This is a genomic window from Pseudoalteromonas galatheae, from assembly GCF_005886105.2.
Lineage (GTDB): Bacteria > Pseudomonadota > Gammaproteobacteria > Enterobacterales > Alteromonadaceae > Pseudoalteromonas > Pseudoalteromonas galatheae.
In genome coordinates, this window is the sequence record NZ_PNCO02000001.1 from 2,537,029 (window position 1) to 2,550,920 (window position 13,892).

General features: G+C 43.0%; 8 protein-coding genes. 4 read left to right on the forward strand and 4 right to left on the reverse strand.

Features of this window, described 5'->3' with window-relative positions; genetic code table 11:
* The first annotated feature begins 40 nt into the window (after positions 1-40).
* Both CWC29_RS11205 and CWC29_RS11210 read left to right on the forward strand, forming a co-directional pair.
* Positions 41-304, forward strand: coding sequence for a GrxA family glutaredoxin (locus tag CWC29_RS11205; protein WP_128726929.1), 264 nt, complete (start codon positions 41-43; stop codon positions 302-304).
* A gap of 129 nt (positions 305-433) precedes the next feature.
* Positions 434-2,239 carry a DEAD/DEAH box helicase gene (locus CWC29_RS11210; RefSeq protein WP_128726930.1) on the forward strand — a complete coding sequence of 602 codons (1,806 nt, stop codon included), beginning with the start codon at positions 434-436 and terminating at the stop codon, positions 2,237-2,239.
* 54 nt (positions 2,240-2,293) lie between these two features.
* Here the strand turns inward: CWC29_RS11210 and CWC29_RS11215 are convergent, their stop codons facing one another.
* Positions 2,294-3,124 (reverse strand): M90 family metallopeptidase, encoded by an 831-nt coding sequence (locus CWC29_RS11215; RefSeq protein ID WP_128726931.1) that lies wholly within the window; start codon positions 3,122-3,124, stop codon positions 2,294-2,296.
* A gap of 105 nt (positions 3,125-3,229) precedes the next feature.
* Here CWC29_RS11215 and CWC29_RS11220 point away from each other — a divergent pair, with 105 nt between their 5' ends.
* A complete protein-coding gene (locus CWC29_RS11220; protein ID WP_138521178.1) occupies positions 3,230-5,566 on the forward strand; it encodes a helicase-related protein in 2,337 nt (778 codons plus the stop codon).
* A 63-nt stretch (positions 5,567-5,629) separates the two neighbouring features.
* On the opposite strand, the gene CWC29_RS11225 is transcribed toward CWC29_RS11220, so the two are convergent.
* The 3 genes from CWC29_RS11225 to CWC29_RS11235 form a co-directional block, all read right to left on the reverse strand.
* Positions 5,630-5,875, reverse strand: coding sequence for a hypothetical protein (locus CWC29_RS11225; RefSeq protein ID WP_128726933.1), 246 nt, complete (start codon positions 5,873-5,875; stop codon positions 5,630-5,632).
* 74 nt (positions 5,876-5,949) lie between these two features.
* Entirely contained in the window at positions 5,950-8,694 is a 2,745-nt protein-coding gene (locus tag CWC29_RS11230; protein WP_128726934.1) for a TonB-dependent receptor plug domain-containing protein, read from the reverse strand.
* Between the two features lie 623 nt (positions 8,695-9,317).
* Positions 9,318-11,654, reverse strand: a complete 2,337-nt coding sequence (locus CWC29_RS11235; protein WP_138521176.1) for a DNA polymerase II — start codon at positions 11,652-11,654, stop codon at positions 9,318-9,320.
* 167 nt (positions 11,655-11,821) lie between these two features.
* On the opposite strand from CWC29_RS11235, the gene dinG reads away from it, so the two are divergent.
* Positions 11,822-13,891, forward strand: coding sequence for an ATP-dependent DNA helicase DinG (gene dinG, locus CWC29_RS11240; protein WP_138521174.1), 2,070 nt, complete (start codon positions 11,822-11,824; stop codon positions 13,889-13,891).
* Position 13,892: the final 1 nt, after the last annotated feature.

Below are 13,892 nucleotides of genomic sequence, written 5' to 3' on the forward strand. Positions count from 1 at the left end.
ATTCTCTATACTAAATTTATTCATTTAGAGGAGAAAAAATATGTTTACTGTTATTTTTGGTCGTGAAGGTTGCCCGTTTTGTGTTCGTGCTAAAGAAGTAGCGGAACGTTTAACGCAAGAGCGCGATGATTTCAATTTTCGCTATGTTGACATCGTAAAAGAAGGGGTAAGCAAAGCCGACCTTGAAAAGTCAGCGGGTAAACCTTGTCCTACCGTACCCCAGATTTTTATTGACCAAGCTCACATTGGTGGCTTTACTGAATTTGAAGCCTACGCAAAAGCAAATTTGGGCCTCTACCAGTAAATTAGCAAAACCATGCAGATTAAATTTTAATCAATATCATGCACATATAAAATAGTGTGAATTTATGCAAGCTTTTGTTTTATCTTTCCTGTACAATTCGCGCCTCTTTAAAATAGTTGAGGCGCATTAATGTCAGAACCAGTCACGTTTGAATCTTTAGACCTTTCTCCTGCAATCTTAAAAGCAGTCGAAGAGCTGGGATATAAAACACCTTCTGAGATCCAAGCTCAATGTATACCGTTATTGCTAGAAAGAAAAGACGTACTGGGACTAGCGCAGACGGGTACAGGTAAAACGGCAGCATTTGCACTGCCATTGTTAAACCAAGTAGACGCATCCGTTAAACAACCGCAAATTCTTGTGCTTACGCCAACGCGTGAGCTAGCTATTCAAGTTGCTGAAGCTTTTCAGCAATATGCTAAATATACTAAAGGCGTTGAGGTATTAGCGCTTTATGGTGGTCAAAGCTACGGCATTCAGTTGAGTGCTCTACGCCGTGGTGCCCAAATTATTGTGGCAACACCAGGTCGTTTGATTGACCATATCAACCGCAAGACGATTGACCTTTCTGGTCTAAACGCACTTGTACTTGATGAAGCAGATGAAATGCTACGCATGGGCTTTATCGATGATGTTGAAAGCATCATGGAAAAAACACCGGAAGAGAAGCAAACTTGCTTGTTCTCTGCGACTATGCCTAAGCAGATCCAATCAATCTGTAATAAGTATTTAGACAACGCCGAACAAGTTAAGATCACTCCGCGTAACTCTACCGTATCCACGATCGAGCAAGTTTACTGGCGTGCAACTGCACACAAAAATAAAGCGATCGTACGTTTCTTAGAAGCGGAAGATTACGACGGTGCTATCGTGTTCGTACGTACACGTAATGACACTGTTCAGCTTGCAGAGCTACTAGAGCGTGAAGGCTTCTCAGCTGCACCGCTCAACGGCGACATGAACCAGCAGGCGCGTGAGCGCACAGTAGACCGTCTTAAGAACGGCTTACTAGATATCGTTATCGCAACTGACGTTGCAGCACGTGGTCTTGACGTAGAGCGTCTAAGCCTTGTTGTTAACTACGATATCCCACAAGACTGTGAAGCTTATGTTCACCGTATTGGTCGTACAGGCCGTGCTGGCCGCCAAGGTAAAGCAATCTTGTTCGTTAAGAACAACGAGCGTTATTTACTTAAGAACATCATGCGCCATACGCGCTCTGATATTGCACAGGTTGAATTACCAAGTGCGAAAGTCGTTGAAGAAAAGCGTATTGGTGCATTAGAGACTAAGATTTCTGCAGCGCTTGAGCACAAAGACATTGAGTTCTTCTCAAAAGTGGCGTCAGGCCTTGCACAAAAGCTAGAGCTGAGCCAAGAAGACTTAGCAGCAGCGCTATTGTGTCTGGCACAGCAACAAACGCCGCTGAAAGTTGAAGATATTCAAATTCAACAGCGCGAGCGTAGAGAGCGTGATGATCGTCGTGGAGAGCGTCGAGACAGAGATGGTAGCCGTGGTGAGCGCAAATCTCGTAGCCGTGATCGTGCATCAGGTCCAATGGATACTTATCGTATCGAAGTGGGTCGTGATCATGGTGTTCAAGTTAAGAACATCGTTGGTGCTATCGCAAACGAAGCGGATATCTCAAGCAAGTTCATCGGTGAAATCCGTCTGTTCAATGAACACAGCACGGTTCAATTGCCGCAGAATATGCCAAGTGATGTACTTAGCCACTTCAAGAGCGTTCACATCTGTCAACGCCCTATGAACATGACTAAGAGCACTCATCCTGCCGACCAAGGTCAGGGTAGAGGTGAAGAGCAAAGAGACCGTAAGCGTAGCTTTAAAGATCCACGTAGTGGCGGTGGTGATAAGCGCCGTCCTGAAGGTCAAAGAAGAGAAAAGCGCGAAAGAAAAGAAATTAGCTTTTCTTAATCGACGCTCTTAAGAAAAAACCGCTCAACTGAGCGGTTTTTTTATTTATATGCTTTAATGTCGTTGCCAATCTCTCGGCTCAAACTGATAGTAGTCTTTTAACAAATTATATAGCTCTGGGTTTTCCTGTTTTAGTTCATGGGGCTTTTCAATAAATGTCTCTGTTACCACGGCAAAAAACTCCGCTTCGTTTGTTGCGCCGTATGAATGAATGGCATGGGGCATATTGTAAGACAGTTGCATTTTTAAGTGCTGGTAAGCCTTTGATAGCACCCTCCCCCAGTCTTGGTAACTCATTCCTACAGGTAACGCAGGCGTTCCATTCGTCGCACCAGTTTGTTGGTCAAGTTGATGGGCAAACTCATGAAACACCAAGTTGTGACCATCCTCAGGTAATCGATTTCCCTCAAGTACATCGTGCCAACTCAGCACTAAAGTACCTCCAGGCCAAGACTCACCTTGACGAACGGCTTGGTGAAAACTAACCAAACCGGCACCATCTCTAGAAGTTTGTGGCGCGTAATAGCTACTGGGATAGAGTAATATTTCTTTAACATTGGGATAGAGTGGCCAAGCTTGCTTAAGTACCAATAAACAGGCATCTGCGGCAATAATTAGGGTCATAGGTCTTGATACCGTTAACCCATCTCTACCCAACACCCGTTTCTCGCCAAGAAACCAGACAATATGTTTTTCTAACTGTAAGCGATCGGCATCTGTCATCTTACGGTAGATAGGCATGTATTTTAGCAATACTTGCTTATCTGACGCGCTCAGCGTTTGACCTTGATATTTCCTTTGCCACTGCAGTCTTTGAATTTTTTCCCAATTCCAATACAGAGAAACAAATAGAATAAGGCCGATAATAAGCACTATTTCTATCATGGCTTTTGGCCTTTATTGAATAAGTCTTCAAATATTAATTGGTACTGACTCCGACTTTTTCAAGCAAACTTTGTTACTATGGCGGAAAAATGCAAATGAACTAGTATGTCTCTACCCATTGAATCTTTACACCCTCAGTTTACGCAAACACTAAGTGAACAAAATGCGATTGTTGTATGTGCGACAACAGGTTCTGGCAAATCAACCCAACTTCCACTTTGGGCCTCACAACATGGCAGAGTATTAGTCATAGAACCTCGGCGTATTGCTTGTACCTCTTTAGCTGAGTATGTCGCGGCTCAAAGCGGCTCACCGCTTGGTGATAAGGTCGGCTTTGCAATTCGGTTTGAAGGGAGGTTTTCACCAGATACTCAGGTAGTTTATGCAACGCCGGGTGTAGCATTAAGGTGGTTTTTTGAGAGCAAACTTGCGGAATTCAGCGTCGTGATGTTGGATGAGTTTCATGAAAGACGCTGGGACATGGACTTATTATTAGCGCTCTTGAAGCAGGCTCAATCACACAAGCTAATTGTTACCTCGGCAACGTTAAACAGCCAAAAGCTAGCCTCTTATTTAGACGCCCCTATCTTAGAATCTGAAGGATTTATTTACTCCGTTGAAGAGTATTTTCACGCCCCTGATCCAAGAACTATGCCCCAAAAAGAGCAACTCGATACTCGAGTTTTTGCAGCTTGCCAATACGCATTGGAACATTGCCAGAGCGATATTTTAGTCTTTTTACCTGGCAAGGCCGAGATCCAAGCAAGCTTAGCTAAAGTGAAAGCGCTGCCAGCGACTACCGTTGGCTTATATAGTGGCTGTAGCCCCGAGGCTCAGCGCATCGCACTAACCGCACAAAATACACGTCGAATTATTCTCGCAACCAATGTTGCGGAAACCTCGCTCACTATTCCCAATGTCACTTGCGTGATTGACTCAGGGCTTGAGCGTCGTACTCATTTACGCCTTGGAAAAACCGTATTAGGCTTAGATGCGATTGCAAGAGATTCAGCAAAGCAACGTCTAGGACGCGCAGGACGTACGCAACCGGGACTATGTATCCGGTTATATGGCCAATATGCGCCTTTGATAGACAGCACCCCGCCTGAGATCCAAAGAGAATCACTGGCAGAGCTTGTACTTGCGGCGGGCTGTGCAACAACAGGCGTCTCGTCTATTGATTTTATCGACCCACTTCCTGAAAGCTCACTAAGCAAAGCTAAACAACAGCTAATTACATTAGAAGCCATTGATGAACAAAATATAGCAACTCCGCTTGGCAAGCTGCTGTACCCGCTGCCCATCGATTTTGAGTTTGGTTATGTGATCCATAAATTGGCTTCAAACACGCTACGTCAAGCGGCTATTGACCTTATTTCGCTACTGTCTGTACCAGCTAGAGTTTACCAGTTACCTAATGATGTGGAGCGCTTAACAAGATTAAATAGCCGATTTACTCGAGGCTCAGATATAGAAATCGCTATCGCGGTGGTGAGAGGACAAACTGAAGAATTAATTGATATTACGCCTGAGGCGCTCACAGAAGCACAGCAATTTAGCGCGCAATTGCGTGAAGCATTCGCATTACCGCCTTTGGATAAGGCAGCCAGTTTTGACCATGACAAACTCGTCATTGAGTTAGCTAAGCTAATGCCACATTGGGTTTATATCAATAAGCAAAACCGTCGCAATGGCTTTAACAATGGCCTAGCTGAAGTCATGCCTTCAAACCATACTCGCGTATCGGAACAGGCAGAAGCATTACTGGTATTAGATACTTTTTCACTCGCAGGTAAGGGTACCAAGCAAGCCAAGACGCTCGCGATGTGTAATGCGGTACTAACGAAAAAGCAATTACTTGAAATGGGCCTTGGCAACCAGACATTACGCTCTGCCCATATTGATAATGATGAGCTTTGGGGTGAGTTTATTACACATTACGGTGACGAGGTTTTAGGCCAACAGACTAAGCGTCTTAACAACCCCAAGGATGTTGTTTCCGCCTTAGTATTACTTATCCAAAATAATACGCTATTTTCAGGTTTGGCCAAGCAAATAGAAGCCAGTATTGAGCAAACAGCATTGTTCTACCAATTTCATGGACGCGATGAACTTGTACCCACACTCAACTCCTTTTTAAGTGAGAAACTCACAGCGCTAGGTGTAGAAAGCTATGATGATGTAGCACTAATCGGCGAACAAGACTTGTTATTCAATGAAGTTGAAGCGTGGGAATTAGCACCATTTGTTGAAAAGTTTCCGCTAACATGGTCAATTCCGGAGCTGACAATGGCAGTAAGTTATAATTTTAAAGGAAAAAGAATCGAGCTTACTCACATCAGCGGTACAAGGAAAGATGCACCAAAAAGGTGGGAATTGCCAGCCTGGAGTGGCTTCAAAATACGCTATCGTAAAGCTAGTAAAGTGGTAGATGTAAAGTAAAAGACAAATCATGAGTATTCAGACAACACACTTGAATACTCACTAGTTTACAATATGAAAGAGCTACCTATCAGTCGTTGCTGTGTTATTTTCAGCATCTCTTATCAGGCGCCGAGCATTTTCTCTCTCATATTCAGCCTGCTTTTTATCAACACAACGTTTTCTCTTAAGTTTACTCCCTGTCATAGAACTAACTTCGCAGTTCATTTCAATTTTTTTATTGGCTACGCTTTGTTCTGCTTGGGAGTTGTCCGTTGAGCTACACGCAAATAAAAATGAAGTAGCAGCTACTATTATTATTGTTTTCATATCAAGTCCTTCTTTATTTTTGGTTTATAAACACAAAAAGCGGGGAAAGTCCCCGCTTTATTTAAGTTTATTAATTAAAACTTAAATGTCGCCTTCGCGTAATATTCACGACCAGTTAGGCGGTGAACACGGATAAGAAGACCATTATCACCACGGCTAACATAAGGAGGCTGCTTATCGAATAGGTTGTTAATACCTAGTGATAGAGTCAAGCTATCCGTCGCGTGATAATAACCAGAAAGGTCATTATAAATTACAGAACCAACGCTGTTAGAAAGTGCATTTTCATTTGGTGCAGAATCATCCACGCCACTTTGATATTGTAAAGTGTGTGCTAGACCCCAGTTATCGCGGTCATACGATGTACGTAGGTTTGCACGCCATTCATTAAACGCACCACGTCCACCATTCGCGATATCCGCACCGTATTTACCTTCTAGCTCATCAACAACCAAACCTTCAGCTTCAAGAGAAGTTTGCTCTAGTAGATGTGTACCTGCTAGTTTAAAGCGAAGATTACCACCTAGCGCTTCTGTCGCGTAGTTAAAGTCGAAGTCGACACCCTTAGAAGTAAAGAAACCAAGGTTTTGTGTCGACAAATCAACACCTACAAGGTTGCCATCTAGGTTACGACGAGGGCTAATACCTTTAGTACCGTAAGCTTCAGGACCTTTGATCAAGTCACAAACTGGTGATGAGAAGTCTTTACTTCCGTAACATGTCTCACCGATAGTTTCTAGCGTTAGGCTTGAAATTACGTTGCTGATTTCAATATCGTAGTAATCAATCGTCGCGCTAAAGCCTTCAACAAAATCTGGTGACCATACAATACCAAACGTCTTACTTTCTGATGTTTCTGGACCTAAGTTTGGATTACCACCCAACCATGAGCCCGATTGCGCATTAGGCTGTGACCAATTTGGTGCAAGGCCATCAGCAGCACAGTTTTCTTTTAAGATTGCATTGTCACTAGCGCCATAGTTTACACATGGATCTGTATATGAATTAGCAGACTGAGTATATGGGCGATATAAGTTAGTGATAGATGGAGTACGGAACCCTTCAGAGTAGTTAGCACGAACCATTAACTCTGAATTTGGGCGCCACTCTAGCGCAACCTTTTTCGTTGTTTCAGCATCGTCAATCAAGTTTACTTCTGTGCGACGTGCCGCAACTGTCAAATCTAAACGCTCAGCAAATGGTAAGTCAGCAAGTAGTGGAATATTTGCTTCTACATAAAACGCTTCAGTGTTGTATTTACCTACAGAGCCACCTGGGGCTGTACCATAAATAGCACCAAGGCCTGATGCACCATCTACGATTGCTTCATAAGACGTTGTAAGGTGTTCGTAACCCACTGCCCAAGAAATCACACCAGCAGGTAGTTCAAAATCACCTGTGTCACCTGCAAGGTTAAATTGTAGCTGTGTATCGTCTGAAATATTAGTATCAGTAAGTGGAACAATTACCCAGTCAAGCATATCTTGAGTTAAGCTATCTTTAACAAACGGGTTCCAGATACCATTTGGTGTACCAGCTACTGCGGCAGTACAATCTGCACTTGCAGCACAAAGCTCTGGATCTACCAGTGTATTCATGCGCTCTCTGTGTACACGGCCATCAATAAATTCGTCTTGACGACGGTGGTTTACACCATAGCTAAAGTCCCAATACCAACCGTTTGAAAGCTCACCTTCAAAACCTGTAGTGATTAGGTACTCATATACGTCAAAATCTGTACGACGGTTGCCTGACTCAGCAAGACGACGGTTTACGTTTAGATCGCCACCGGTGTTGTTGTTAGGATGTGACTCTGGAACATTCATAGTCCAGAAAGTACCAACAGGTGCAAGGTTTGTTGTACTGCTACGGTGAGTAAACATAGACTCAGAGAAAAACTCAATAGAAGTAAAGTCAGTTTCTGCTAACTCGTAACGACCTGCTGCGAATAGGTTATATGATTCGCGTGGTTGATAAAGAATACTTGTAGATGAGTGATTATATTTATCACTTGTAACGAATGGTCTTGGGTTGCCATTCTCGTCCATTACGTATCTAGCCGTACCTTCTCCAGGAATTGTGAACGAAGCTGGATAAGAAGTTGTTGAACCACCACATACAATCTTACCGTTTTCTTCTTCACGCGGACAGCTAGAGAAATCGCGGTCGCGACCATATATAGCATCACGACTATCATAACCTGCCGAGATGATTAAGCTACCTTTTTCACCCTCGATACCAGTTACAAAGTTGATTGAATCAGTTTTACCATCACCTTCTGATGTTTCTTGATAACGGAACTCAAGCTCTGTACCTGTGTAATTTTTCGCTGTAATAAAGTTTACAACGCCTGCAATTGCATCAGAACCGTAAATAGTAGATGCACCGTCACGAAGTACGTCAACGCGTGCAATAGCTGCCATTGGGATTGTGCTGATATCACCACTAAAACGACGACCATTTAATAGTACTAGAGTACGTGTTGAACCCAGACCACGAAGGTTCATAGTTACAGAACCATTACCGCCATTGTTTACGTTGGAGCCGTAGCTACCACCGCTAATTACTGGTAGTTGCTGAACAAACTGCTCAAGCGTAGGAACACCTGAAGCTTTAATGTCTTCCATTGAGAAAGAGCTTACTGGCATTGCAGTTTCTAAATCGGTGCGCTTGATGCGAGAACCAGTAACTTGGATTCGCTCTACGCTTTCAACTGAAGCGTCTTCTTCAGCTACAACTGCTGCACTGAATACAGCAGTCGATGCCGCACCAAACGCTAAACCAAGGCGTACGGCCTTGCTTACTTTATTATTTAACATTGATTACTCCCTGATTTTTTTTATATGAAGCAATGCAAAAATTTATTCCTATTAAACATAGACTTGCTACGCCCCTAATTGGACCAAAACAGAAACAAATTGATACATGACGCAGTTATACTACTTTCAGCACCAACATAGGGTCAACATCCATTTTCATATTTTAAACCAACAAGCCCCCAAATTAACAACAAAACACCAAGAAATAGCCATAAAATACAATGGGTTAAAAAATAAGAAATAAGTTCAATTTTTTATAAAATTTTTCTTGGTGCTAATTTAAAAACACAGAATCGGAACATGGGATTAACAAAAAACAAAGAGATTGGTTAGTTTATGCTCAAACCCATCAATTGTTGATTGGAAAAAGTACACCTGAAAAATGTTGTGAGGGATCTACTTTGATACTGGTGTTTATGATCTCACAATATATAAAGCTTTTTTATAAAAAATTAATTTAACACGTGAGTCATCTGCAATGATGATTTATTACTCGTAAAGGTCGCTATATCGACAAAATTGTTAATAAGCCTTCTTTCCCAGTGAGAAGCAAGGCATATCCTATTTGCTCTAACAGGTAGAAATAGATTGATCTTCCAATTCACTTGAAAGGCAAATAGGCTCTAATGCAAATCGAAGCTTTGTTGTCCATCAGAACGAATTGATAATTTTGAAGCATTTGGAAGCATCTGATATATAGGCAAAATTTGTTTTTCAACGTATTGATAATAATCAATATCTACGAGCTTGCCTTGCTGCGCGAACTTTGGCCCATCAGTACTTAAGTAATACGGTATTTGCGCCCCCTTTTTGGCGGTCTGCAACAATCCATCTTCGATAGCCTGTTTCGCCGCTTTTACCTGAGGAGGGATATTTTTTGTATATAACTCAACAGACTTACCAAGTTTCTTTTTGTAAACGAGCTTTTCGTCTACTTTTCCAGCGAAAATCTGATTTATATATTGGTGGGTGATCTCAACCGTGTCGAGCCCATCAAACAGCGCGCGAATAATTGCTTGTTGATATTCTTTGGCGATTTCCGTCCAATCACTACGCACGGTCTCCATGCCTTTAAAAACCAGCTTGTGCTTGCCAAGCTCTGTGATCTGCCCAACATATCGCTTTTTAGAGCCGACTTCTTGACCACGAATGGTAGGCATAAAGAATGGGCTATAGTGTGTTTCAAACTCTATTTCTAAATGACTGTGGAGGCCAAAGCTTTCCATCAGCAATGCGCGCCAGCGCTCGTTAATTTCCATCATCAACTGCTTGCCTATTGTTTGGCATGCTTCGCTACTCAAAGACTCAGGTAAACAGACGAAAGTTGAGTCAGTATCACCATAGATCACTTCATATCCGAGCTCTTCAATCCAAGCTCGAGTTTGTTGCATTATTTGATGACCGCGCATCGTTATTGAGCTTGCAAGACGTGGATCGTAAAAACGACAGCCTTTTGACCCAAGTACGCCGTACAAGCTATTCATGATGATTTTTATCGCCTGTGAGAGCATCATATCTTTGTCTAATTTGGCTTGTTCACGTGCGCTGGAAAGCGCTGCGACTAATCCCGGTAAATGATGTTCCGTGCGACTAAATTTACCTTTATTAAAGCCATCTATAGCATGCTCAGGATGCTGTAACCCTTCTATCAACCCCATAGGGTCTATGCAAAAAGTGCGGATAATTGAGGGGTAAAGGCTTTTAAAATCCAGCACCAAAATATTTTGGTAGAGGCCCGGCTTTGAATCCATGACATAACCACCAGGACTGTCAAAGTTAATGCCATGCTCAGATAAGTTTGGTGCAATGTAACCGCTACGGTGCAATAAGGGTAAATACAAGTTGGTAAACGCAGCGACTGAGCCACCCATTTTCTCAAGCTCCAGTCCCGTCAGCTGAGTTCGAGCGAGGGCAAATTCAAGTAAGTTTAGTTTACTAAAAATGTCTAACACCAATTGACAATCTTGTAAGTTATACGCCGCGAGCGCAGGTTTATCATGATGAAACTGTCTGATGATTTCCTCAAGCCTGTCATCTTGTGCAATAAGCTTGGTGCGACCCAAAATCTTCTCAGCCACAAAGCTCAGTTTAAATGTTTCAAAGTGATAGGTCGCATTTTTCATCATATCGATGCCATCTAGCATCACTCTCCCCGGAATAAACACCCGGGTATAGTTACCTTTGAAGGTCGACATCGCTCCGCCATCTCGCCCTATCGTAAGTGCGACACTGTTAGCCTGCGCGCGTTCCACAAGTATTGCGGCATCGAACTCAATCACGTTCCATCCGATTAACACATCTGGGTCTAAACGATTCACTTGCTTGACCAGCTCTTCTAGTAACGCAATTTCATCTTCAACCCAAACTACATTGACGGCAGCATGTTGCGCCTCACCTATCATGATCACTAGTTTTTCCGTATCGGTCGCTAGACCTACCGAAAATAAGACCCCCTCGCCGTTGCATTCTATATCGATAGAAAGCATTTCAAGGTGTGGTCTATAATCATCGCAAGCCTTAAATTGCGCCTGAGTAATTTCAATGTAGCCCGGTTTTTGCGTGGCTTTACCTTTGACCCAAGCGGCTCCGCGAATAAAGCGCTCCATTAAATAGCGGTCGGAATGGCGAATATCCTCTTCATATAATGCGACTTTATTTTCAAGTAGCTGTTTTGCGTCATAGAAGTGGCTCAAGGTGCGAAATTTTACAACACAGACGGGGGCTTGATCGAAGTGCTTTAATTGACTTGGCGAGATACTACACTGCAACTGAGCGCGACTTAGCAGCTGTTCTACTTCTGTTTTTTTATCTTGTTTAATGAAAAAAAGTGGCTGCTCATCCTCTACCCACACCTTGAGTAACTGGTGTTGCGATTTGAGCCAATAACACAAGCGCAGTTGGCCATTTACCTGCATCTGCTGTCTCGATAAAACAAAGCCCTGATATATCGCTTGTGCCAACTCCAATACCACCCTAAAATAGACGAATCACTGTAATTATATCCATCTGTTTATTGAACATAAAGTCACAAACAGAATAAAACCTATCCGTTAACGCAGTGATTAACTAAAAATCGAGACTCAAGTGGTAGGCTTGCTTTATATCAGGACTCTAGGCTAAATAGATTATGCTCTCAGACAAACTAAAAAAAACCATCCGCCAAGCACATCAAAATGTCGCCTCTGCTTTAGATGGCTTTCGTCCTCGTCCGAGTCAAAATTATCTGGTCGCCGAAATCGCAAAAACACTCTCAGGTGATTATCACCGCACTCAACGTATTTGCGTGATTGAAGCAGGTACAGGTACCGGAAAATCTTTAGCCTATCTACTCGGAGCGCTTCCTGTCGCACTCTCAAGTAAAAAGAAACTCGTCATTTCAACTGCAACCGTCGCCTTACAAGAACAATTGATCAACAAAGAGTTGCCGTTTTTAAAAGAACATTCAGGCATAGACTTCAAGTTTGACCTTGTAAAAGGTCGTCAACGCTACATTTGTGTACAAAAACTGATGGCTGCCGTCAGCGATGATGAGATGCAAATGTCGATGATGCCGACAACCAGCAGCCCACTTTCTCAAATGGAGCAAAAATGCTTAAGAGAGTTAGCACTTGCATACCAAGAAAAGCGCTGGCAGGGTGACAGAGATAGCTGGGAAGACACAATTCCAGATAAAGTTTGGAATGTTATCGCTTGTGATAAACACGCTTGCCAACGACAATTAAAATCTCACCACTTATGTCCTTTTCATTTAGCGCGACAAAAGATCGCGCAAATGGATGTGCTAGTGATTAATCACGCTTTGTTACTGGCCGACTTAGAATTGGGTGGTGGAACGATATTACCAGAACCAGAAGAAACATTTTATGTAATTGACGAAGCGCACCACCTGCCCCATATTACCAGAGATTTTTCTTCCGCCGCGGCGACGATTAAAGGCACTATCGAGTGGCTAGAAAAGCTACTTAAGTTTAGCGGAAAAATGGCAAATACCGTGGTTTCACAAAAAGCCATTGGGCAGAATTTCAAACTGAATGATGCAGCCAATGACGCTGCAAAGTACCTTAGAGCGGTAAGGGATATACTCGATCAGAGCGACTTTACTTATAACGATGACGATACCTACCGCTTTAGTCATGGCGAAGTACCAGAGGCGCTCACTGTAAAAGCAAAAGATATTGCGGATACCACGCAAGATGCACTGCGTTGTCTTACCAAGATGCATGATGCACTATCGGGCGATGTTTCAGACGGCGATGTGCAAGCTTTTTTAGCCGACCCGTTATTGGTTGAAAGCGGTCAATATATCAACCGGCTTGAGCAACTCAACAAACTCTGGTTTAGCTACGCGCGAAAAGGCGACAGCGTGCCTCATGCAAGGTGGATAAAACGCTTAGAATACAAACATCATCACGACCATTTACTTTGTGATTGTCCGATCGAAGTCGGCTATTATTTGAAGGATAACCTCTGGCGTGAGTGTGCAGGCGCGGTGCTCTGCTCCGCAACCCTCAGTGCTTTGGGCACATTCGATCATTTCGCCCACGAAAGTGGGTTGGCAAAAGAGCCAGGTGTTAAATATATCAAAGCTGATTCTCCGTTTGATTATCCCAATCAAGCGACATTGCATTTGCCAAAAACCCAAACAGATCCAACGGATAAAGCCTTTAGCGATTATTTAGCGGATACCCTGCCAACCTATTTAGACACCAATAAGGCCAACCTTGTCCTGTTTGCCTCTTATTGGCAAATGAATCATGTGGTAGAAAAATTAAGAGGTAAAAATCTTAATATTTTGGTACAGGGTGAGCTTTCCCGTGATGCCTTACTCACTCGTCACAAAGCAAATATCGACTTAGGTCGCGGCAGTATCTTATTTGGTACACAAAGCCTATCCGAGGGGCTAGATTTACCCGGCAAATACCTAGAGAACCTCGTGGTGACTAAGATCCCTTTTGCCGTGCCAACCTCTCCTATTGAAGAGGCTCAAGCGGAATTCGTGCAAAGTAAAGGTGGGAATCCATTTTTATCTATCACTGTACCCGATGCTGCAAAGAAATTAGTACAAAGCTGTGGTAGACTGCTGCGTAAAGAATCAGACTCCGGCCGTATCACCATCTTAGATAGACGTTTAGTTACAAAACGTTATGGCAAAGCCATGCTTGATACTCTGCCACCATACAAAAGGCAAATTGATTAAT